Source organism: Caloramator sp. E03, assembly GCF_006016075.1.
Taxonomy (GTDB): domain Bacteria; phylum Bacillota; class Clostridia; order Clostridiales; family Caloramatoraceae; genus Caloramator_B.
In genome coordinates this window covers 2,734,049-2,758,213 of record NZ_CP040093.1, presented here as the reverse complement: position 1 = coordinate 2,758,213, position 24,165 = coordinate 2,734,049, and the positions used below count along the sequence as shown (strand labels likewise).

The following is a 24,165-nucleotide window of genomic DNA, read 5'->3' as shown; positions in this document are numbered from 1 at the left end:
ATGGGATACTCAATAGCTCAAAAGATAATCAAAGAACATTTAGTTTGTGGTGATATGACACCTAAAAGTGAAATAGCAATAAAAATTGATCAAACTCTAACACAAGATTCAACAGGTACAATGGCTTACCTTCAATTTGAAGCAATAGGAATAGATAAAGTTAAAACTAAAAGATCTGTAGCCTATATTGATCATAACACTCTTCAAACTGGTCCTGAAAATGCTGATGACCATGCTTATATTAGAACTATAGCTAAAAAACATGGTATATATTATTCAAAACCAGGTAATGGAATATGCCATCAAGTACATCTTGAAAGGTTTGCAGTTCCAGGGCAAACACTTTTAGGTTCTGATAGCCATACTCCAACCTGTGGCGGAATGGGAATGCTTGCTATTGGTGCAGGAGGCCTTGATGTTGCTGTTGCAATGGGAGGCGGAGCTTATTATATTTCAATGCCTAAAATTGTAAATATTAAGCTTATAGGAAGACTCCAGCCCTTTGTTTCTGCTAAGGATATAGTACTTGAGCTTTTAAGAAGACTGTCTGTTAAAGGTGGCGTCGGAAAAATATTAGAATATACTGGTGAAGGAGTTGAATCATTATCTGTGCCTGAAAGAGCAACTATTGCTAACATGGGTGCAGAGCTTGGTGCAACAACATCTATATTCCCTTCTGATAGCCAAACATATAAATTTTTAAAAGCACAAGGTAGAGAGCAGGATTTTATAGAGCTAAAACCAGATGAAGATGCAGTATATGATGAAGAAATAGTAATTGATTTATCCTCTCTTGAACCTATGATTGCTTGCCCTCACAGTCCTGATAACGTAGTAAATGTATCATCATTAAAAAATGTAAAGGTTGATCAGGTTGCAATAGGAAGTTGTACAAACTCTTCCTATACAGATATAATGAAGGCAGTAGAAATTCTTAAGGGAAAAACTGTTGCTGAAAATGTATCTTTAGTAATTTCCCCAGGTTCACGACAAGTACTTAATATGATAGCACAAAACGGAGGATTATCTGTTTTAATTTCTGCTGGTGCAAGAATACTTGAATGTGCATGTGGTCCATGTATAGGTATGGGACAATCACCTTCTACAGACGGGATATCCCTAAGAACATTTAACAGAAATTTTGAAGGTAGATCTGGTACACCATCAGCAAAGGTATACATTACAAGCCCAGAAGTTGCAGCTGCATCTGCAATTACAGGGTATATTACTGATCCAAGAGAATTAGATTTAGAAAAACAAATTATTATAGAAATGCCTGAAAGCTTTATAATAAACGATAATATGATAATTCCACCCTCTGATGAACCTGATAAAGTTGAAATACTAAGAGGTCCAAATATAAAGCCTTTTCCAAAAGCCAAGCCATTGTCAGATAATTTATTCGGGAAAGTGCTTATAAAGCTTGGTAATAACATAACAACTGACCATATAATGCCTTCAAATGCTAAGCTTTTACCATATAGATCTAACATACCATATCTTTCTGATTATTGTTTAACTCCTTGTGATAGCTCTTTCCCTAGGAAGGCAAAGGAAAATAATGGTGGGTTTATTGTAGCAGGTGAAAACTATGGTCAAGGCTCAAGCAGAGAACATGCAGCTTTAGTTCCTCTTTATCTTGGAATTAAAGGAGTACTTGCAAAATCTTTTGCAAGAATTCATATGGCAAACTTGATTAATAATGGAATATTGCCTTTAGTATTTGACAATCCTTCTGATTATGATGACATCGATGAATTTGACGAATTAATAATAGAGGGTGCTCTATCCCAGGTTAAAGATAAAGTAGTTTTCATAAAAAATGTTTCAAAAAATAGAGTATATAAAATGCAACTAAATATTACACAAAGGCAAGTTGATATATTGTTATCCGGAGGACTACTAAATTATACAAAGCAAAATAATAACAATTAGGAGGCTTACTATGAGTTACGATGTTACGTTGATTTTAGGTGATGGCATTGGCCCTGAAGTTATAAACGCCACCAAACTAATACTTGATTCTTGCCCAATTAAATTTAACTGGGATATTGTAGAAGCTGGTGAAAGTTCTATAAAAAAATATGGCACTCCACTACCCCAAAATGTTATAGACTCTATAAATAGAAACAAAATTGCTCTAAAAGGTCCTGTTACAACTCCAATAGGAACGGGATTTAAAAGTGTTAATGTAACTTTAAGGCAAACCTTTGATTTATATGCTAATATAAGACCTGTAAAAACTATTGCTGGAGTTCCTTCAAAATACGATAACGTTAATCTTATAATAGTAAGAGAAAATTCTGAAGATCTCTATAAAGGCATTGAACACATGGTTGGCGATGATGCTGCCGAAAGTATAAAAATAATTACAAGAAAAGCAAGTGAAAGGATAGTTGATTTTGCTTTTAACCTTGCAGTTAAAGAAAAAAGAAAAAAAGTTACTTCTGTTCATAAAGCAAATATAATGAAATGCACTGATGGGTTGTTTTTAAATTGTTCAAGAAAAGTAGCCCAAAACTATCCTGAAATAGTATATGAAGAAATGATTGTAGATGCTATGAGTATGAAACTTGTAATGTCACCAGAAAAATACGATGTACTTGTAATGCCAAATTTATATGGAGATATATTGTCAGATCTTGCAGCAGGACTTGTTGGCGGACTTGGAATGGTTCCAGGTGCAAACATTGGAAATGACATAGCAATATTTGAACCAGTTCATGGTTCTGCACCAGACATAGCTGGGCAAAATAAAGCCAACCCAACAGCTGCTATATTGTCTTCTGTTATGATGCTAAGATACCTTGGTGAATTAGATATAGCTGATTCTATAGAAAATGCTCTTAATTTAGTTTTAAAGCAGGAAGAATATAAAACATTTGATATGGGTGGAAATACTGGAACTATTGAATTTGCAAAGGCCGTTATTAAAGAATTAAAATAAAATCCTCGAAATATATATATTTTTAATGGAAGCCAAAAAGGCTTCCATTTTAATTTTTACTCAAACCGTTGAAAAAGTTGGAATATACTATATTTCTTTAAAACAAAGTCTAATCAATCATTACTAATATTATTCAAAAAATGCAAAGAAGGTACGTTTACACATACCTTCTTGCAAAACAATCTGGCAGACACCTACTTTTCCAAGCCGTCTCCAGCTTAGTATCATCGGCGCACCCGGGCTTAACCTTCGTGTTCGGAATGGGAACGGGTGTTACCCCAGATGCCTAACCACCAGATATTATTTTTAATATTTTTCTCCTTGCTATATGATTTCTTCTTTAGTTCTAAGCCTCGCTTCCTTGAAAATTAAGAACTTTTGCAAACTCGCTTCTCTCAAACAAGCAAAAGTTCTAAAATTTTCTGCGTCAGACTCGGCAAGAACTAATACGAATAAATCATAATGCTTCGTCGTAAAATATTAAAAATCTCAACTACTTAATGTAGTTTTTTCAAAACTGCACAGCAAATTATTGATCAAGCCCTCGACCTATTAGTACCAATCAGCTGAACGCCTCACGGCGCTTACACCTTTGGCCTATCAACCTTGTGTTCTTCAAGGGGTCTTACCCTTACGGTGGGAAATCTCATCTTGAGGTGGGCTTCGCGCTTAGATGCCTTCAGCGCTTATCCCTTCCGAACATGGCTACCCAGCTGTGCTCCTGGCGGAACAACTGGTGCACCAGAGGTTCGTCCATCCCGGTCCTCTCGTACTAAGGACAGCTCCTCTCAAATTTCCTACGCCCGCGACGGATAGGGACCGAACTGTCTCACGACGTTCTGAACCCAGCTCGCGTGCCGCTTTAATGGGCGAACAGCCCAACCCTTGGGACCTACTTCAGCCCCAGGATGCGACGAGCCGACATCGAGGTGCCAAACCTCCCCGTCGATGTGGACTCTTGGGGGAGATCAGCCTGTTATCCCCGAGGTAGCTTTTATCCGTTGAGCGATGGCCCTTCCACTCGGTACCACCGGATCACTAAGCCCGACTTTCGTCCCTGCTCGAGATGTCTCTCTCACAGTGAAGCTCCCTTCTGCCTTTGCACTCTCCGCGCGATTTCCAACCGCACTGAGGGAACCTTTGGGCGCCTCCGTTACTCTTTAGGAGGCGACCGCCCCAGTCAAACTGCCCACCTAACAATGTCCCGTGACTTGATTCAAAGCCTCCGGTTAGAGCTTCAGTATCATCAGGGTGGTATCCCAAGGTCGACTCCAGCAAAGCTGACGCCCTGCCTTCTCTGTCTCCCACCTATCCTGTACAGACAATACCGAAACTCAATGCTAAGCTACAGTAAAGCTCTACGGGGTCTTTCCGTCCAATCGCGGGTAACCGGCATCTTCACCGGTACTACAATTTCGCCGAGTCCCTTGTTGAGACAGTGCCCAGGTCATTACGCCATTCGTGCGGGTCGGAACTTACCCGACAAGGAATTTCGCTACCTTAGGACCGTTATAGTTACGGCCGCCGTTTACTGGGGCTTCGGTTCAAAGCTTCGCTTGCGCTAACCTTTCCCCTTAACCTTCCAGCACCGGGCAGGCGTCAGCCCCTATACATCATCTTGCGATTTAGCAGAGACCTGTGTTTTTGCTAAACAGTTGCCTGGGCCTATTCTCTGCGGCTCTATCTCTAGAGCACCCCTTCTCCCGAAGTTACGGGGTCAATTTGCCGAGTTCCTTAACAAGGGTTCTCTCGCTCGTCTTAGGATTCTCTCCTCACCTACCTGTGTCGGTTTGCGGTACGGGCACCACATCCCTCGATAGAGGCTTTTCTTGGCAGTGTGAAATCAGCTGCTTCACCCTTACGGGCTCCCCATCAAGCCCTGTCATTAACTTCCCGGATTTGCCTTGAAAGTCTGACTCAGCCCTTGGACGCACTTAGCCAAAAATGCGCTCAGCCTATCCTCCTGCGTCACCCCATCTCTAATAACGGTCTATGGTGGTATCGGAATATCAACCGATTGTCCATCACCTACGCCTTTCGGCCTCGGCTTAGGTCCCGACTAACCCTCAGCGGACGAACCTTCCTGAGGAAACCTTAGGCTTTCGACGAATAGGATTCTCACCTATTTCTCGCTACTTATGCCAGCATTCTCACTTGTATGCAGTCCACATATCCTTTCGGTTATGCTTCGCTCCGCATACAACGCTCCCCTACCATCCTTGCGGATCCATAGCTTCGGTGGCATGTTTGAGCCCCGGACATCTTCGGCGCAGAACCTCTCGACCAGTGAGCTATTACGCACTCTTTGAATGAATGGCTGCTTCTAAGCCAACATCCTGGTTGTCTTAGAGATCCCACATCCTTTTCCACTTAACATGCACTTTGGGACCTTAGCTGATGGTCTGGGCTGTTTCCCTCTTGACTACGGATCTTATCACTCGTAGTCTGACTCCTAAGGATAATATTACGGCATTCGGAGTTTGATAGGGTTCGGTAACCTTGATGGCCCCTAGCCCATTCAGTGCTCTACCTCCGTATATCTTACCTTAAGGCTAGCCCTAAAGCTATTTCGGGGAGAACCAGCTATCTCCGAGTTCGATTGGAATTTCTCCGCTATCCACAGCTCATCCCATGGTTTTTCAACACCAACGTGGTTCGGGCCTCCAGTAAGTTTTACCTCACCTTCACCCTGTCCATGGATAGGTCACCCGGTTTCGGGTCTACAGCATACAACTTTACGCCCTATTCAGACTCGGTTTCCCTACGGCTCCGGACCTTAAGTCCTTAACCTCGCTGCATACCGTAACTCGCTGGCTCGTTCTACAAAAAGCACGCCGTCACACTTTAACGTGCTCCGACTGCTTGTAGGCACACGGTTTCAGGTTCTATTTCACTCCCCTCCCGGGGTTCTTTTCACCTTTCCCTCACGGTACTATGCGCTATCGGTCATTAGGTAGTATTTAGCCTTGGGAGGTGGTCCTCCCTGCTTCCCACAGGGTTTCACGTGTCCCGTGGTACTCTGGATGACAGCGAAAGCTTTAGCTTTTCACCTACAGGGCTGTTACCTTCTGTGGCGGGCCTTTCCAGACCTCTTCGATTAAACCTCTGCTCCCTTTATGCTGCCTCCTCAACCCCAATCCCCGAAGGAATTGGTTTGGGCTCCTTCCCTTTCGCTCGCCGCTACTTAGGAAATCGATTATTCTTTCTTTTCCTCTGGGTACTTAGATGTTTCAGTTCCCCAGGTGTGCCTTCATATACCTATTGATTCAGTATATGATACATAGCGTTAGCTATGTGGGTTCCCCCATTCGGAAATCTGCGGATCACAGCCTATTTGCGGCTACCCGCAGCTTATCGCAGCTTATCACGTCCTTCTTCGGCTCCTAATGCCAGGGCATCCACCGTGCGCCCTTATTAGCTTGACCTTTATTTTTCTCGCGATTGTTTTTGCTGTGCAGTTTTCAAAGAACTATCTGAAGACAAATATCATTTCGATATTTGAATCTTCAAAATCAAACAGTGGATTAGCGATACGCTATAAAGCCTCAAATGCTCTTACAGAAAAGTTAACTATTAAAGTTACTTCCCCGGGGAAATTTAGCCTGCGAGGTATTCCTCTTGTGGTCAAATTTCCCCATAAAAGCCATTTAGGCTTTTAAACCTAACGGTTCCGGTGCAGCTTTTACCGCCTAATAATAGGCTAAGCTGCCCGGAAAATGCCGTTTAGGCATTTTCCCCATAGAAAGGAGGTGATCCAGCCGCAGGTTCTCCTACGGCTACCTTGTTACGACTTCACCCCAATCATCAACCCCACCTTCGGCAGCTGCCTCCCTTTCGGGTTAGCCCACTGACTTCGGGTGTTGCCGACTCTCATGGTGTGACGGGCGGTGTGTACAAGGCCCGGGAACGTATTCACCGCGGCATGCTGATCCGCGATTACTAGCAACTCCGGCTTCATGTAGGCGAGTTGCAGCCTACAATCTGAACTGGGACCGGTTTTAAAGATTTGCTCCGCCTCACGGCATCGCTGCTCTTTGTACCGGCCATTGTAGCACGTGTGTAGCCCAGGGCATAAAGGGCATGATGATTTGACGTCATCCCCACCTTCCTCTAGGTTAACCCTAGCAGTCCCTTTAGAGTGCCCACCCGAAGTGCTGGCAACTAAAGGCAAGGGTTGCGCTCGTTGCGGGACTTAACCCAACATCTCACGACACGAGCTGACGACAACCATGCACCACCTGTCTTACCGTTCCCCAAAGGGGCACTCCCGTATCTCTACAGGATTCGGTAGATGTCAAGCCCTGGTAAGGTTCTTCGCGTTGCTTCGAATTAAACCACATGCTCCGCTGCTTGTGCGGGCCCCCGTCAATTCCTTTGAGTTTTAATCTTGCGATCGTACTTCCCAGGCGGGGTACTTAATGTGTTAACTGCGGCACGGAAGGCTACGCCTCCCACACCTAGTACCCATCGTTTACAGCGTGGACTACCAGGGTATCTAATCCTGTTTGCTCCCCACGCTTTCGTGCCTCAGCGTCAGTTACAGTCCAGAAAACCGCCTTCGCCACTGGTGTTCCTCCCAATATCTACGCATTTCACCGCTACACTGGGAATTCCGCTTTCCTCTCCTGCACTCTAGCTCTCCAGTTTGGAATGCAGTTCATGGGTTAAGCCCATGGATTTCACATCCCACTTAGAGAACCGCCTACGCACCCTTTACGCCCAGTAATTCCGGACAACGCTCGCCACCTACGTATTACCGCGGCTGCTGGCACGTAGTTAGCCGTGGCTTCCTCCTCCCTTACCGTCATTATCGTCAGGGAAGACAGAGCTTTACAACCCGAAGGCCTTCTTCGCTCACGCGGCGTTGCTGCATCAGGGTTTCCCCCATTGTGCAATATTCCCCACTGCTGCCTCCCGTAGGAGTCTGGGCCGTGTCTCAGTCCCAATGTGGCCGATCACCCTCTCAGGTCGGCTACCCATCGTCGCCTTGGTGAGCCGTTACCTCACCAACTAGCTAATGGGCCGCGGGCCCATCCCAAGGCGGATTGCTCCTTTGGCTAACGCCTCATGCGAAGCATTAGCTTTATGCGGTATTAGCACCAATTTCTTAGTGTTATCCCCCTCCTTGAGGCAGGTTACCCACGTGTTACTCACCCGTCCGCCGCTAAGGCAGCCCTTAACACTCAATACTCAGTATGTGTTATCCTTTTTAGCGTAAAGCCCGCTTGCGCGTGCTTGACGCTGGCTTACTTTAAACTATATTCACATCTGAGCACTCAGTGTTAAGTGCTGCCTCCGCTCGACTTGCATGTGTTAGGCACGCCGCCAGCGTTCGTCCTGAGCCAGGATCAAACTCTTAAGATAAAATCTTATTTCAATGTGGTATCCACATTTCAATCCTGTTTTATTTGAATTACTTCTCGGTACGTTCGCTTATCCACTGTTCAATTTTCAAGGTTCAAACTTGCCTCTCATCAAGGCGCTCAATTATCATATCATGTCATTTCTTCATTGTCAACATATTTTTTATTTCTATTTTTTAGCTTTTAGTTTGCTGCTTCTTAGCGACAGCACTTGTTATTTTAGCATCAGCTTTTTACTGTGTCAACAACTTTTTTATTTTTTGTTGCCGCCGCATCGCAGCGACTTTTATATGTTATCATAAACTTTTACCTATTTATTTTTATTTTTATCAATTAATCAAAATTAGATTTACAATGCTCTATTATATTTTGTTTTTCTTCATGTTAAATATATCGATATACCTGGCGACGTTGATATTATATCAAGGAATTCCACCTGCTTATTTAAAAATATAAGCTTATTTTTGATATTTTAATATATACCTATTATATAAAGACTATCAAAAATAATAAGGTAGGCATTCTCAGCAAATACCTACCTTAATCATTAACAGCTTATATAAAATATTTATTTTTTATACTACTTTATTGTCTTCTATTTTTAAAAAGTATATATACTCCAAAAATTATGAGAAACCCTGGTATAAGATAATCTCTTATTCTTATACTATAAATTTGTGGAAATACTTGTTTTAGTAAGAAATATATTGATATTGAAATAAAAATTATTGCAGGTATTAGATTTTTATTATTATCTCCAAATATAAAACTTTCAATAAAACCTATGCCTATTCCAAGAAAGTAAACAAAGTTTGTTTTACTATTATAAGCTCCATTTGTAATATTATTAAATAAAAATAACAAACCGTAAGTTAATAATATTCCTCCTATAACTAATATATTTGAATCGTTTTTATCATGAAAAAACTTGTAATGTATTCCTATGCCTACTACAATCAGGGAAAAAGGCCAGATATAATTCCATAAATTTATTCCTACTGTTCTTTGAATAATTAATACTATACCAATTGTTATTAAAAAGATTCCTGCTGCTATGTTTCTGCTCAAAATAACACCACCTTTTATATAGTATTTGTAATACAATTATATACTAAAAGGTGGCAATTTAAACAGTTTTTTAATATAAAATTTATTAAGTTTGATCCAATCCATTCAGTACTTTATCGTATACATTTATCATGCATCTTTCACCATCCCAATGGGCACATAATTCACAGGTTGCACCACCATAGTTTAGGTATGATGAATTTGTTGCCTTTGGGCTGTAACTACTGCAACTGGCTGCAACAGCCATAAGTTGTTCTTTGTTTACCAAAAACATCCCTCCTCTTATAATTATTCTCTACTAAAATTCAAAATAATATTCAAATAAATTATGAAACTTAGTATTTTGAATATAATGTATAAATTTAGTAATTTTAGTAGTATAATAATCACAAAGAATAAATTTGGAGGGTTAATATGAAAAAGATATTAATAACAATTTCTATTTTATTATTATTTATTTCCTGCAGTCAAAGACCTTCTAAACAAAATAATATATCTTCACAATCATCAGAGAGCAGTAAACCTAAAATAAGTGACTATTTCCCCTTTACCCCTAATATAAGAATGCAATATGAAGGAATAGGAAATGAATATGCTGAAAAAGACGTATATGTAGATTATATAAATAATAACAGGATACAACTTAGAGTAATAAACCCTGGTACTGTCTTAGGACAAGTTATAGAAAATAAAGACGGTCAACTAAGACTTATAGCATCAATTGGGGAATTCTACAACAGAGACGATTTAACCTCTTACGATAATAATAATCCTGAAATACTATTAAAAGAACCCCTTGAAAAAGGAACAACTTGGACTTTACCTGATGGCAACAAAAGATATATTTCTAATACAGATGTTAATATATCTGTCCCCTACGGAACCTTTAAGGCTTTAGAAGTTACAACTGAGTATACTGACTCAAAAACCTATGATTATTACGTTTTAAATTTAGGTCATGTTAAAACTATTTATAAATCAAATGATTTTACTGTAGAAACAAATCTTTCAAAATTTCAAAAAGATGCCTCAGTTACACAAACTATTAAATTTTACTATCCTAATTTAGACAGTGAGAAAGCAATATATATAAAAGAAAAAATTAACTTTAAAACAAACGATAGACTAAAAGATATATTTGAAAAGTATTTTAAGAAGTCTCCTAAAGGCAACTTTAGATTAATGAGCAATAATACAAAAATAAATAAACTTTATCTTAATAGAGCAGAAAATAAAGTCTATATAGACTTTTCTAAAGAGTTCATTTCTGAAATGAATGCAGGTTCTGCATTGGAAGGGTTAATACTCTTAAGCGTAACAAATACTTTAGGAGACTATTATAACGTTGATAAAGTCTATATTACCATAGAAGGCAAACCCTATTCTTCAGGTCATTTTGAAGTTAAAGAAGGAGAGCCATTTTACGTAGATTATAAAAAAGTTATGGAATATAAATGATTTTACATATAATTTTTTCTACTATATATACATAAATTTTTATTTTATATGTTATATTTTCCCAAAATATTGTATAATAATTTTAAGTACTTTATCTGGGGGGATATAATGAAAAAGTTATATATTCTTATTTTTTTTATATATTTTTTTCTTTCTTTATTGCTTTCCTCCTGTACCTATTATTCTAATAATATAAAACCAAATGATAATACTTCAAATTATAGTGTACAAGATTTTTTCACATTTAAGGGCAACTATAAATTAATTTATCAAAGTCAAAACAGCAATTTAGATGACAAAACTATATATATTGATTACATTGATAATAATAAAATACAACTTAGAATTATAACTCCTTCTGATATAAAAGGCCAGGTAATAGAATTTAGTAATGGAGAACTTAAAATAATTAATACAAGAAATGAATTTTATTATATTGACAACATAATGTCTTATGTTAACATCGAGCCAGAAATCTTATTAAAAGAACCAATAAAATTAGGTAACAAATGGCTTTTACCAAATGGAAATGAAAGATTTATTTCAGGAATTAACGTTGATGTTAAAACTCCTTTAGGAAACTTCACAGCTCTTGAAGTAACAACAAAATCAAACAACCTTACAACAATAGATTACTATGCATTAGGTCTTGGCCCCATAAAAACAATATATAAATATAACGATACAACAAATGAAATAGTAATAGATAAAATTGAAAATAACTCTAAATACATGCAAATAGTGAAATTTTACTATCCTAATAACATAAGTAATGAGATTATTTATACAAAAGTCAAATTATACTTTAAAACAAACGATTTATTAAAAAATGCATTGGAAAATTATTTTAAGTATCCTCCCTTTGAACTTCCAAAACTTATATCTGATAATACAAAAATAAATAAGGTATATTTCAATTATGCTGACCATACCGTCTATATTGATTTTTCAAAAGATTTTTCAGATTGGTTAAAATTCAATACTTTATATAGTCAAAAGATTGTTCAGTGTATAGTAAACACTCTTGCAGATTATTTCAATACTGATAAAGTAAATATAAGCATAGAAAGTTCACCTTTTATTTTAAATTCCCTGCAAGTTAATAGTAGTAATATATACTATGTTGACTATAAAAATATAAAAGAATATAAAAAATAGTTCATCTTTATATGTCGGATTGTTACTAAATATAAAATATTATTATGAACATTATAATTTCTCCATAAGTATTGTACTAATATATTTATATCTAACGCGAATAATAAAATCATTTGGAATACTCAAAATTAAAAGGCTGCTGCAAAATTTGTTTGCCAACAGCCTTTTTAATTATTTATTTAACAATAAATACTTTTTTCACTACCATTAAATATCAAATCTTACCAAGTCTTCATAAGTTTCTCTTTTAACTATAAGTCTATGCTTTCCCTCACTTACCATTACAACTGCTGGCCTTCTTATTCTGTTATAGTTGCTTGCCATAGAATAATTATATGCGCCTGTACTTAATACTGCTAATATATCTCCACTTTCAACCTTGGGAAGTTCTATGTCTTTTATTAGTATGTCCCCAGACTCGCAACATTTTCCAGCTATTGTTACTACTTCTTTTTCATCGCATTTTTTATTTACAACAACTGCAGAATATAATGCATCATATAATGGTGGCCTTGGATTATCTGCCATACCTCCATCTACACTTACATATTTTCTTATCCCTTTGATATCCTTTATACATCCAATTGTATAAAGGGTTATACCTGCTTCTCCAACAATCCATCTTCCCGGCTCAATTATAACAAGAGGCTTTTTAAGGTTTAGCTTATTAAATTCAGAGATTACTGACTCATTAATTATATCCGTAAAGAATGATATAGAGCGTCTCTTATCACCTTCTACATAAAATATTCCAAATCCTCCTCCAACATTAAGCTCCTCTACCTCAAATCCATATAAATTCTTTATTTTCTTTGAATATTCAGCAAGTACTTCTATTTCTTTCTTGTACACTTCATTTTCGTGTAATTGTGAACCTATATGGGCATGAAAACCTTTTAAATTGATTCTATCAATTTTTAATATCCTTTCAACAGCTCTATCAGCACTATCATCAAACATAGAAAAACCAAATTTTGAATCAACTTGACCTGTTTTAATAAACTCATGAGTATGCCCATCAATTCCTGGTGTAAGCCTTATTAGTGCATTAATACTCTTTCCCTTTTTCTTTAATATTTTTTCAAGGCAATCAATTTCATAGAAATTGTCTATTACAAATCTTCCAACCCCATATTCAATCGCCATTTCAAGCTCTTCAATAGTTTTATTATTGCCATGGAATATAACCTTATCCATTGGAAAGCCTACTGAATATGCTGTATATATTTCTCCACCTGAAACTACATCAAGGCCTAACCCCTCGCTTTTTATTATTCTGCACATCTCCTTATTCAAAAAAGCCTTGCTTGCATATACTGCAAAACCATTGTATTTTTCTATGTGATTTTTTCTTATCTCTCTACATCTTCTTCTTATCTCATCTTCACTCATAACATAAAGAGGTGTTCCATATTTTTTTGCAAGTTCTAAACAATCACACTTTGAAATAGAAAGATTTCCTTTTTCATTTATCTCTAAATAATTATATCCAAGCATAGTACCCTCCAAAGTTTTTTCTATTCTTATATGCAAAATCCATACCAAAAATAAAAACCCATAATACTATTTTTTTCGTGATATTATGTATTATGGGTTAAAATCACTTTTTATTATTTCCGTATTTACGGAAACTCATCTATACCTTAATATTTTCAAGCTGCGCCTTTTCCGTATCTGCGGAATAAATTCCGAAATTTCGGCTAAATTTTTATTCCATATTTTTTTACTTTATCATAAAAAGATGTTTTTTTGATATTTAGAACTTTCATAACTTTATTTTTATCTCCGTTGTATCTTTTTAAACAATTAATAATTGCTTTTTTCTCTGTTTCTTCTATAATTTCTTTCAACGTTTTGTCAGCATTTTTATCTTGATAATCTAATATAATATCTTTATCTGTAATAATATCCCCTTCACATAAGTTAATTGCCCTTTCCAAAATATTTTCAAGTTCTCTTACATTTCCTGGGAAATCGTAAGCATAGAGTTTATTAAAAGCTTCATCTGATAAAACTTTTGTGGTTGTGTTTTCTTTTTTTGTTATCTTTTGTATTAAGAATTGAACTAATAAATAAAGATCTTCTTTTCTATTTCTTAATGATGGAATTTCAATTGGAATTACATTTATCCTATAATATAAATCTTCTCTAAAACTACCTTCCTCTATCATTTTATTTAAATCCCTGTTAGTAGCACATATAAACCTTACATCAACATTCTTAGGTTCTGTAGATCCAACAGGCAAAAATTTTTTACTGAAGAACATGAAGTAATTTAACCTGAAGGTTTAATGGAAGCTCTGATATTTCATCAAGAAAAAGCGTCCCACCATCAGCACTTTCAATAAGACCTTTTTTGCCTTCTTTTTTTGCTCCTGTAAAGGCACCTGGTACATATCCAAAAAGTTCACTTTCGAGTAGACTCTCTGATAAAGCCCCACAATTTAATTCAACAAATTTTTTACCTCTCCTTCCGCTATATTCATGTATTGCCCTGGCAAGTTGGCTTTTTCCTGTACCACTTTCTCCAAGAATTAAAATAGTAGAATTTGTAATAGCGGCCTTTTTAGCATAGCTTTTTAAATTCTGAATTGCTTGGCTTTCTCCAACTATAACATCAAAAGGATTATATGTAGTTTCCTCTATCTCAAGAAGTTTTTTCAATATCTCATCCTTTTCTTTTATCAATCTATTAAGTTCAGATAAATCTTCAACCAATAAAAAAGCTCCATAAATTTTTTCTTCATCTTTTATTTTAAAAACACTACAACGAACCGGTCTGCCATTTATCTCATCATATTGATTTATAAAATTAAATTCTTTTCCCTCAGCAGCCTTTATCAACGTTTGTATGCTAACAGATGTTCCCAATATATTTGTAATATCCTCTCCAATAACCTCAGTCTCCATATCTCCTTCTAATGATTTTTTTAAAAAGTTTTTTCCATTAATAATGCTCTTTAAATCTTCTTTTCTCACTGTATAGCCTTTACTCTGATAAAATTTTATTTTCCCTGTCTTACCATCCAATATAACAATATGCCCTATGCCTTTTATATATTTAAATGGAAACTCCATATCATCTACCTTTATGTTAATGATTTTATTTAAAAAATCTATTTCAACTTTACAAATCTTTCCTAATATTTTCTTTTCTAAAGATAAAACATCACTATTTTGTATTTCCCTATACTTATAATCACCACCTTTTTTGTATTTTCCTATATAAACAAAGGCAGCCCCCTTTTGAACATCTTCATCAATTCCAAGGAGTTTAAAATCTTTCTCATCTATTCCTCCATCATCAATTCCTATTGAATTATCACCAATAATTAATATATCTCCCTTTTCTATTTTTCCTTCTTCGTGGAAAAAGTTCAAAGAATAGCTTATACCAAATATCTCCTTCGCCTTTTTATTTATTTCTTGTATTTTTTTATTTGAATCAATAGCTATAACTCCAACTGGTATATTTTTCAATATCTCATATTTAATAATATTATTATTCATAATTCACCTCAAAATCCATTAAAATATTATATTAATATATAAAGTATGGTTCAAATCCATATTTTGACATTTTGATTTTATTTAAATAAAATGTTATAATCATTTTATACGATTAAATGACATTTTTATTGTAAAATATACATTGCTTTTATTTTTATTGCCGGGGGTGGGACAAGCTTGAATAAAAATCGCTTTACTTTTATTATATTAATTATACTATTACTTACAACAAGTACAACTGCAATTGCAACTCCTTTAACAGAAAGACTTCAAACTCAGCAAAGGCAACTTCAACAAAGCAGAAATACATATAATGAGATTTTACGTCAAATAGATCAAATGGAAAGCAATATAGAAATATTAGATGATCAAATAGGAGATATTCTGAACCAAATTAAGGATTTGAATACCAAAATTAATAATACAAAACGTAATATAGAAATAGTTGAAAAAAACATCTCAGATGCTCAAAAAGACATAGAAAAAGAGCAAGAAATATTTAAAAAGAGAATGCGAACACTCTATATGAATGGAAACTTTGGGTATTTATATATACTTTTAAATTCTAAAAGTCTTAGCGATTTTCTTGCTCGATTTGATATGATAAAAAAAATAATAGTTTATGATAATAATCTTATAACTGATTTAATAAATAAAAAGAAAAAAATAACAATTGAAAAAGAAAAACTTGTAAATGAAAAAAATAAGTTATCATCATTAAAATCCGAAAACCAAAAGAAACTTGAAGCTTTAAACAATAAAAAAAGCGAACAACAAAGGCTTATAACTCAGCTTGAACAAAAGAAAAGATATTATGCTTCAAGAATAGCACAATATCAAAAGGATATAGAGCTTACAAAGAAGCAAATTGCTGCTCTTCAAAAAAAATATGCAGGAACAAGTACTGCAAACTATAGTGGTGAAGCTGTTGTAGCCTATGCTATGAAATTTCTTGGAGTAAGATATGTCTGGGGTGGCGAAACACCTAGTGGCTTTGACTGTTCTGGTTTCACTAAATATGTCTTTGCTCATTTTGGAAAAACACTTTATAGAGTATCAAGGGATCAGGCTACACAAGGTATACCTGTTTCAAGAGATCAATTAAAGCCGGGAGATCTTGTGTTCTTTGGTAATCCAATACACCATGTAGGAATATATGTTGGTGATAACTGTTTTATTCATGCACCAAGAACTGGTGATGTAGTTAAAATATCTCCTCTTACAAGAAGTGACTATAACCGTGCAAGAAGAATACCATAAAATTTTTATTAATAAAAATAGCCCATTTATTACTAAGATGATTTCATTTTCTAAAAAATACCCTAAATCAGCTTAGAAATATATGGGCTAAAATTTTTATTGTAATAAGCTATTTAGCAGTGGTGTAATAAGTCCCATAATTCCGCCAAGTAATGCTCCAAGCCAAGTTATAGCAGAAAGCTCTTTATTTGCTACTTCAATTATTATCTGCTCTGCAAACTTAGGATCGAAACTATTTATCCTATCTTCAATAATACAGGGTATATCAACAAGCTCAATAATTGATAAAGCTTTATCTTTAATAAATTCTCCAAAATGCAGTTGTATAAATTCTTTAAAGTTTTTTAAAGTACTAAATTTCATATTTAACAGCAACTGAGAAAAAGGTATATTTACAACATAATTTATAGTATAACTACTAATCTTGCCTATAACATTGCTAAAGTCATTAGAACTTATTTCCGCTTCTATAAAACTACATAAATAATCGCTTAGGCTTTTGCTTATTCCAATTTTATTTGAATCAACTAAAGACCTTATATATTCTTTAAACACATTTTTGTTTTCATCAGTTAAAATAAATTTTAAAGGCTTTTCAAAAATATAATCAATAGCTTTATCAATTGATTTATCAGGAAAATAAGTTATAATATCTGATATTTTTATTTCAAGTAACATATCTGCTATATTTTCAAAAAAAGTAGATACTTTTGAATAATTATCAGGATTTTGTAAGAAAACTTCAAAAGAAATTAAAATCCTCTCTGATATGTTGTTTAAGGGTATTAGCATAGCTGCAAACTTTCCAAGATTTAGTTCAATTATATTTGATATATACTCTTTTATTTCATCCCTTACTTCTTGTTTTCTTATGATTTCAAGTACAAATTGAGATTCTTTTTCTCCATTTTCATAAATCATCCTTTTAATTTTATTTGTAATTTCAACTGGAATCACTTGAATCAAAAGCTTTTCATCATCTTTTAAAATTGTAATCCATTCACCAACCTTAGATTTTATATTATTCCTTAAAGTAGCATCTTCAAAAATCCTATCAATATTGTCAATTATATTATCAAAAATAGTAATACTAACTATATTATCAAACCTACTTATTATATATTTTTCAATTATATATTTTATCTTTTCCCTTGAAAATTGACCCCTAATTGTCCTTATCAAAAAATCTGAAAGCATAAGACTTAAATTGTTTTCAATTTTATCAAGCTTCAATCCAAAATCTTCTATTACATCTTTTATATTTTTATTACTATTTTTTATTAAGTAAAATTTCTTTTTTAAGTAGCCTTGGATTTCATCATTGACTCTCTTACTATATAAGGTTTCAATAATTAAATCAGAGGTTAAAAGATGACTGCCAACAGTTTTTCCAATACTTTTTGCAATTCTCTTCTTTTCCTTTGGTATAAGTCCGGGAGTAAATGGAATTTGTAGTCCAAAAACTCTAACTTCATTATAAGGCCTAAATAACATTTTAATAGCAAGATAATTAGTTATATATCCTATTAAAGCTCCTACTAATCCAGGTATAATTAATTTCACATCAAGCACCTCTTCCTAAGTTAAAAATACATAAACATTATAGAATAAAAAATTGAAAAAGCAAAATTATAATTATTATAATTCAAAAGCAATCCCATATACCGTCTAATTTTTTATATTAGAAGTATATGGGAATACTTAATATTTAAACAATATATGTTATGTTAAAATAAATTTTATTTAATAAGTACAATTTCTTTTCCGTTTACTTTATCCTTATAAATCTCATTTTGTTTATCTGCTGGTACGCTTATAATATTAGCATTTCCATCACTTATAAATTTTTCTTCAGGATGTTTATCAAAATAATCAAGCCAGTCATAAAGGCCTGTACCATAAGTATCCATCTCACTTGCTCTAATCCTTGGAATAGCATCAGGTTTTGTTTTTATATGATATATAGGATAGGCAGGGTTTGAACCAACTAAAAGCACTATTTTGTTATTGTATATTGTATTTTTATATTCACCTTTAATAACATATTCAATAAGGCTATTATCTTTAGGTTTTATTCCATAAGGAAGAGCTAAACTGTCCACTTCATAATCAGGAAGATACTTTTTAGTATTCATAACATTTTTGCCTAATGACTCCTGAATGCCAGCAGTATTTAGTTTTCTTAGGTTTTCATGATTATAGGTATGATTTCCAATATCCATTCCATTATCAATTAAATATCTAAACTTCTTTTCAATTAACTCTTTTTGCCTAAATGGTACAGGATAATAAACATAGAAAGTTGCTTTAAGACCAAAATCGGGATGTAACTTATAAAAATCTTCCAGTATGCCAACAGCACAAGTATTATCGACCCTATATTCTCCATTTTCTTTTATCATATTAAACTGTCCTAATGTACCATCATCAAAGGTTAATATTACTGGTGTCGTACCTTCAGGTATATCTATATTGTTATTTATATAATCCTTTATGCTTATTAACCTGTATCCTTTTTCATATAAAGTTTCAAGATCCTTTTTAAAGTTTTCTGGAGTTCTTACCCATTCCCCTTCTTTTTCACCTATATCATGATACATAAGAATCATTATCTTTCCAAGCTCATTGGGTTTTACAGAACTAGAATAAGTCTTGTCCATTTTTTTACTGTCATTTTCCTTGGTTTCTATAATTTCACTTTTGTTTTTATTATCAATTTCTATACTATTAGTATTAGTTCTAGCCACCGTTTTTATCGTACAAGATGTTATTAGTGCTGATGATATAATTATTGCAACAATTTTTATTAATCTTTTACCCATTTAAAATCCTCCAATCAATTATGTTGCAAATATATTATATCATTTTTTTGCACTATTTGATATAATTCTACATTAATGTTATAAATTAAATTCCTCTGCAACAAGCTTAACTGCCTTTGTTTTGTCATAATTGTTTATTGCACATGTAATTCTTATTTCAGACGTAGTTATCATCTTAACTTCTATTTTATTAGTTGAAAAAATTTTAAAAAGCTTTGCTGCAACTCCAGATGTTGTCTTCATTCCTATTCCAACAACTGAAAATTTTGTAATATTTTCATCTACGATAAGGTTTTTACACCCAAATCCATTTAATACATCTATACATTCACTTTTATCATTTTTAGGAATAGTAAAAGAAATATTTACATGATTATCAATTGGAGATGTCTGGCTTATCATATCAACGTTTATCTTTTTTGCAGCAATAGTTTCAAAAATTTGTGATAAAAGATTTATATCATATTTAACATTTTGTATTGTTATTGCAATATCATCATCGGATACTGCTATACCTGTAATTGGTTTGCTCTCCATATCATTTACCTCCATTATATATGTTCCTTTAATATCACTACAGCTTAATCCTACATAAATTGGTATATCATATTTTTGCCCCAACTCCACAGATCTTGAATGCATAACCTGTGCTCCAAGGCTTGAAAGTTCAAGCATTTCCTCGTAGCTTATTTTTTCAAGCTTTTTAGCTTTATTATAAATTCTTGGATCTACACTATAAATTCCATCAACATCAGTATATATTTCACATACACCTCCAAGCTTTACAGCTAAAGCAACTGCAGTAGTATCTGAACCTCCTCTCCCCAAAGTTGTTATATCCCCATCGTTTGAAATACCTTGGAATCCTGCAACAACTACTATTTTCCCCTCATCAAGGGATTTTTCGATAATTTTTGTATCAATCTCTTTAATAAGAGATTTACCATAAGTTCCATCAGTTTTAAGCTGTATTTGGAAAGCATTATAAGATACAGCTTGAAATCCTTTATCGATTATCGCCATCGATAAAAGAGAACTTGAAACCATTTCACCGGTAGAAAGTAGTGCATCTAATTCCCTTTTATCGGGATTATTGGATATCTTTTTTGCCATTGCTATAAGATCATCAGTAGTATCACCCATAGCTGATACAACAACAACGACCTTATTACCCTCTTTATACTTTTCAATAACGCTATCTGCAACCTTTTTAATCTTTTCAATCGTTGCAACTGAACTTCCTCCATATTTTTGTACAATTATACTCATAACACACCTCCAACAAAAAAAATATGCAGCTAGGACTTGCCTAAGCTGCTTGAATGCACTTAAACAACCCCTGTAGCTCTCCACCAAAAGGTGACAGCATTATGCATATTCTACATAATGCCAGGTTAGATAGTTTGGCACCTATCCCCTTCGGCCACAATTCCTTTCTCCTGCTTCTTTGCAGCCAGCTCCACAGGTTACTCATAATTGCAGCACCTCTACTTGAGGTTTTTATAGTATTATTGAAATAATATCATAGATATTTATACATTACAAGTATTAATTATTCATTTTCTTAACATTTTATTAACTATATTATAATATAGGGCTTCATAAGTTTAAAGCCTTATTTCAAAACATTTTATATCCTTACTAAACTCCTCCTTACTCTTCTGCTATTTTGTTAAGTAATTCTTAATACCCTTAGTCCAAACTTATTTATATATCAATAATTAATATCTATATAAAATAATAATCACTTTTGCGGCAGGTAATATTGTTTATTATTGTTAACAATATGTTATAATATTTTATAATAAGTCAAATGAGGTGATTGCATGTTTAGCAACTGGATAATTAAAAAGTTTATACCTGAATCTAAAAAACATAATCGCCAGATATACGGATATGTCGGTGGAATAGTAGGTATATCAGTTAACATTATTTTATTTTTAATAAAATTTATAATAGGAACATTGCTAAATAGTATTGCAATAACAGCTGATGCCTTTAATAACCTTTCTGATACAGGTTCCTCTATTATAACTATAATAGGTTTTAAAATAGCCGATAAACCTGCAGATAAAGATCACCCATTTGGACATGGAAGAGGAGAATATATAGCAGGTCTTATTGTTTCCTTTATGGTCTTACTTGTAGGTTTTCAGTTCGTTAGAGATTCAGTAGATAGAATACTTCATCCTGTAAGGCTAAAATTTGAGCTTATACCTTTTTTAATACTTATTTTATCAGTAAGCATAAAGTTTTGGCTCGGAACTTTTTATAAAAAGCTCAACTCAAATATATCTTCTGGTACATTAAATGCAACTTCCCTTGATAGCTTCAGTGATGTCATAATTACATCTACAGTTGCATTGTCCCTTTTGCTATCAAAATATATTTCTTTCCCCATTGATGGATATATAGGATTTATAGTTTCAATATTCATTCTTTTTGCCGGATATAATTTAACCAAAGATACAATAAGTCCATTACTTGGGGAAGCGCCTGATCCTGAGCTTGTCAAAGCAATAGTTAAAGAAGTTTTAAGCTATGATAATATAATAGGAACCCATGATCTTATAATCCACAGCTATGGTGCAAATAAATATATGGCATCTATCCATGCTGAAATCCCTTCAAACATACCTATAATGGAGGCCCATGAGATAATTGATAGGGCAGAAAATGAAATCTCTAAAAAACTTGATATATTACTTGTGATACATCAGGATCCCGTAAATGTAGATGATGAAAAGATAAAAGAAACAAAAAAGGAAATTGAGGAAGTTATTAAGTCTTTCCCTCAAATACTTTCATTTCATGATTTCAGATTTGTAGGAGATGGTGAATATAAAAACATATTATTTGATGTGGTAGTTTCTCAAGAAGTAAAAAAAGAAGATGAAGAAAAACTTAAACATGAAATAGTAAATAAAATCAAAAAAGTGCATTCCCAATACAATATTAAAATACACATAGACAGAAATTATAATCCATAAGAAATGTATATTTGAAAGTTAAATAATTATCTGGTAAAATATACTGAAATATTATATATACATATCAGGAGGTTTTGTAAATGTCTGTTTTTGATGTCTTAAAGGAAAGAGGATATATTGCACAACTTACCCATGAGGATGAAATAAAAGAGCTTCTTGAAAAAGAAAGAGTAACTTTTTATATAGGTTTTGATCCTACTGCAGATAGCCTTCATGTAGGCCACTTTCTTCAGCTTATGGTAATGTCCCATATGCAAAAGGCTGGTCATAGACCCATTGCCTTACTCGGTGGTGGAACAGCAATGGTTGGAGATCCTACTGGTAAAACAGATATGAGAAAAATGCTAAGCAAAGAAACAATAGACCAAAACGCTGAATGTTTTAAAAAGCAGATGCAGAAGTTTATTGACTTTTCTGACGATAAAGCGATTATGGCAAATAATGCTGATTGGCTCTTAAATCTTAACTATGTAGAATTTTTAAGAGAGATAGGAGTCCATTTTTCTGTAAACAGAATGCTTACAGCAGAATCAGTAAAACAAAGACTTGAAAGGGGACTAACTTTTCTTGAATTTAACTATATGTTAATGCAAGGATATGATTTCCTTGAACTTAACAGAAGATATGGTTGCATTATGCAGCTTGGTGGAGATGACCAGTGGTCTAACATTATAGCTGGTGTTGAACTCATACGCAAAAAAGAATCTAAACCTGCTTATGGTATGACTTTCACCCTTCTTACAACAAGCGAAGGAAAGAAAATGGGAAAAACTGAAAAGGGTGCTGTTTGGCTTGACCCTGAAAAAACATCACCTTATGATTTCTATCAATATTGGAGGAACATTAATGACGCTGACGTTGAAAAGTGTCTTGCTCTTTTAACGTTTCTTCCAATGGATGAAGTTAGAAGGCTTGGAGCATTAAAAGATAAAGAGATAAATGAAGCTAAAAAGATTCTTGCTTATGAAATTACAAAAATAGTACATGGGCAGGAAGAAGCTGAGAAGGCCAAAAAGGCTGCTGAAGCATTATTTGAATCAGGAGGAAATCTTGAAAATATTCCAACTTCAACTATTCCAAAGGATTTTATAGGTTCAAAGCTTGTTGATATTCTTCTTGAAGCCTCTATTGTACCTTCAAAGGGTGAAGCTAAACGTCTCATTCAGCAGGGTGGATTATACGTAAATGATGAAAAGATAACCGATATAGACACTATTGCAGATGATAAAATGTTTAAAGACGGAAAAATACTTGTTAGAAAAGGCAAGAAAACCTACAATCAAATTGTTATTAAGTAAGGTGAGAAAATGTTTGATTATATAAAAGCAACTATGTCTTCTTTATATAAAGAAGATATAGATATGATTGAAGAAGAGCTTAAAGAAAGCAATATTAAATACTATAGAGAGAAGAAAGTGCTTAATGATGATATGAAATCTGATTGTTATATTATACATGCAAAGATTAATAATCCAATGGAACTGCAACTTCTTGTTGAAAAGGTAGCTGCCGGAGGAATAGACATGAGTTTTGAATTCAAAGTCGAGGCAAAGAAGTAACTCTTTGCCTCTTTCCTTTAAAGCTAAAAC

Annotated in this window: 14 protein-coding genes, 3 rRNA genes, 2 pseudogenes and 1 riboswitch; of the genes and pseudogenes, 8 read left to right on the top strand and 11 right to left on the bottom strand. The window is 34.1% G+C overall.

What is annotated here, in order from left to right; all coding sequences use genetic code 11:
- Positions 1-1,935: an aconitate hydratase gene (locus FDN13_RS13045; protein WP_138980789.1), complete on the top strand. Its 1,935-nt coding sequence runs from the start codon at positions 1-3 to the stop codon at positions 1,933-1,935.
- Between the two features lie 10 nt (positions 1,936-1,945).
- Complete coding sequence (locus FDN13_RS13040) at positions 1,946-2,947, top strand: isocitrate/isopropylmalate dehydrogenase family protein (RefSeq protein WP_138980788.1); 1,002 nt, start codon at positions 1,946-1,948, stop codon at positions 2,945-2,947.
- Positions 2,948-3,128: 181 nt separating this feature from the next.
- Here the strand turns inward: FDN13_RS13040 and rrf are convergent.
- From rrf to FDN13_RS13015, 5 genes are all read right to left on the bottom strand, one after another.
- A 5S ribosomal RNA gene (gene rrf, locus FDN13_RS13035) occupies positions 3,129-3,245 on the bottom strand.
- 234 nt (positions 3,246-3,479) lie between these two features.
- A 23S ribosomal RNA gene (locus FDN13_RS13030) occupies positions 3,480-6,372 on the bottom strand.
- Positions 6,373-6,689: 317 nt separating this feature from the next.
- Positions 6,690-8,311 (bottom strand): 16S ribosomal RNA (locus tag FDN13_RS13025).
- Together the 16S, 23S and 5S rRNA genes form the textbook arrangement of a ribosomal RNA operon.
- Positions 8,312-8,895: 584 nt before the next feature.
- Positions 8,896-9,378 carry a LiaF transmembrane domain-containing protein gene (locus FDN13_RS13020; protein ID WP_138980787.1) on the bottom strand — a complete coding sequence of 161 codons (483 nt, stop codon included), beginning with the start codon at positions 9,376-9,378 and terminating at the stop codon, positions 8,896-8,898.
- Positions 9,379-9,463: 85 nt separating this feature from the next.
- Entirely contained in the window at positions 9,464-9,646 is a 183-nt protein-coding gene (locus FDN13_RS13015) for a hypothetical protein (RefSeq protein ID WP_138980786.1), read from the bottom strand.
- A 146-nt stretch (positions 9,647-9,792) separates the two neighbouring features.
- Between FDN13_RS13015 and FDN13_RS13010 the strand changes: the two genes are divergently transcribed.
- Together FDN13_RS13010 and FDN13_RS13005 are read left to right on the top strand one after the other, a co-directional pair.
- Entirely contained in the window at positions 9,793-10,836 is a 1,044-nt protein-coding gene (locus tag FDN13_RS13010) for a GerMN domain-containing protein (protein ID WP_138980785.1), read from the top strand.
- A 108-nt stretch (positions 10,837-10,944) separates the two neighbouring features.
- Positions 10,945-11,994 (top strand): GerMN domain-containing protein, encoded by a 1,050-nt coding sequence (locus tag FDN13_RS13005; protein WP_168190169.1) that lies wholly within the window; start codon positions 10,945-10,947, stop codon positions 11,992-11,994.
- A 207-nt stretch (positions 11,995-12,201) separates the two neighbouring features.
- Here FDN13_RS13005 and lysA read toward each other — a convergent pair whose 3' ends face one another.
- The 3 genes and pseudogenes from lysA to FDN13_RS14605 all read right to left on the bottom strand — a co-directional run.
- Positions 12,202-13,491 (bottom strand): diaminopimelate decarboxylase, encoded by a 1,290-nt coding sequence (gene lysA, locus FDN13_RS13000; protein WP_138980783.1) that lies wholly within the window; start codon positions 13,489-13,491, stop codon positions 12,202-12,204.
- Positions 13,492-13,694: 203 nt separating this feature from the next.
- Positions 13,695-15,072 (bottom strand): annotated as a pseudogene (locus tag FDN13_RS14610) (sigma-54 interaction domain-containing protein).
- Between the two features lie 300 nt (positions 15,073-15,372).
- Positions 15,373-15,504 (bottom strand): annotated as a pseudogene (locus tag FDN13_RS14605) (PAS domain-containing protein); the annotation flags it as partial.
- Between the two features lie 177 nt (positions 15,505-15,681).
- On the opposite strand from FDN13_RS14605, the gene FDN13_RS12985 reads away from it, so the two are divergent.
- Positions 15,682-16,764 (top strand): NlpC/P60 family protein, encoded by a 1,083-nt coding sequence (locus tag FDN13_RS12985; protein WP_138980780.1) that lies wholly within the window; start codon positions 15,682-15,684, stop codon positions 16,762-16,764.
- A 96-nt stretch (positions 16,765-16,860) separates the two neighbouring features.
- Here FDN13_RS12985 and FDN13_RS12980 read toward each other — a convergent pair whose 3' ends face one another.
- From FDN13_RS12980 to FDN13_RS12970, 3 genes are all read right to left on the bottom strand, one after another.
- Positions 16,861-18,327, bottom strand: coding sequence for a DUF445 family protein (locus tag FDN13_RS12980; protein ID WP_138980779.1), 1,467 nt, complete (start codon positions 18,325-18,327; stop codon positions 16,861-16,863).
- Positions 18,328-18,503: 176 nt separating this feature from the next.
- Positions 18,504-19,586 carry a polysaccharide deacetylase family protein gene (locus tag FDN13_RS12975; RefSeq protein ID WP_138980778.1) on the bottom strand — a complete coding sequence of 361 codons (1,083 nt, stop codon included), beginning with the start codon at positions 19,584-19,586 and terminating at the stop codon, positions 18,504-18,506.
- A 78-nt stretch (positions 19,587-19,664) separates the two neighbouring features.
- Positions 19,665-20,855, bottom strand: a complete 1,191-nt coding sequence (locus FDN13_RS12970) for an aspartate kinase (RefSeq protein WP_138980777.1) — start codon at positions 20,853-20,855, stop codon at positions 19,665-19,667.
- A gap of 65 nt (positions 20,856-20,920) precedes the next feature.
- A riboswitch (Lysine riboswitch) is annotated at positions 20,921-21,084 on the bottom strand.
- A 328-nt stretch (positions 21,085-21,412) separates the two neighbouring features.
- Here FDN13_RS12970 and FDN13_RS12965 point away from each other — a divergent pair.
- From FDN13_RS12965 to FDN13_RS12955, 3 genes are all read left to right on the top strand, one after another.
- The gene (locus FDN13_RS12965) at positions 21,413-22,576 is read left to right on the top strand and encodes a cation diffusion facilitator family transporter (protein ID WP_138980776.1); all 1,164 of its coding nucleotides are present in this window, start codon (positions 21,413-21,415) and stop codon (positions 22,574-22,576) included.
- Between the two features lie 80 nt (positions 22,577-22,656).
- On the top strand, positions 22,657-23,874 hold the full coding sequence (gene tyrS, locus FDN13_RS12960; protein ID WP_138980775.1) for a tyrosine--tRNA ligase: 1,218 nt from the start codon (positions 22,657-22,659) through the stop codon (positions 23,872-23,874).
- A gap of 9 nt (positions 23,875-23,883) precedes the next feature.
- On the top strand, positions 23,884-24,135 hold the full coding sequence (locus FDN13_RS12955; RefSeq protein ID WP_138980774.1) for a hypothetical protein: 252 nt from the start codon (positions 23,884-23,886) through the stop codon (positions 24,133-24,135).
- Positions 24,136-24,165: the final 30 nt, after the last annotated feature.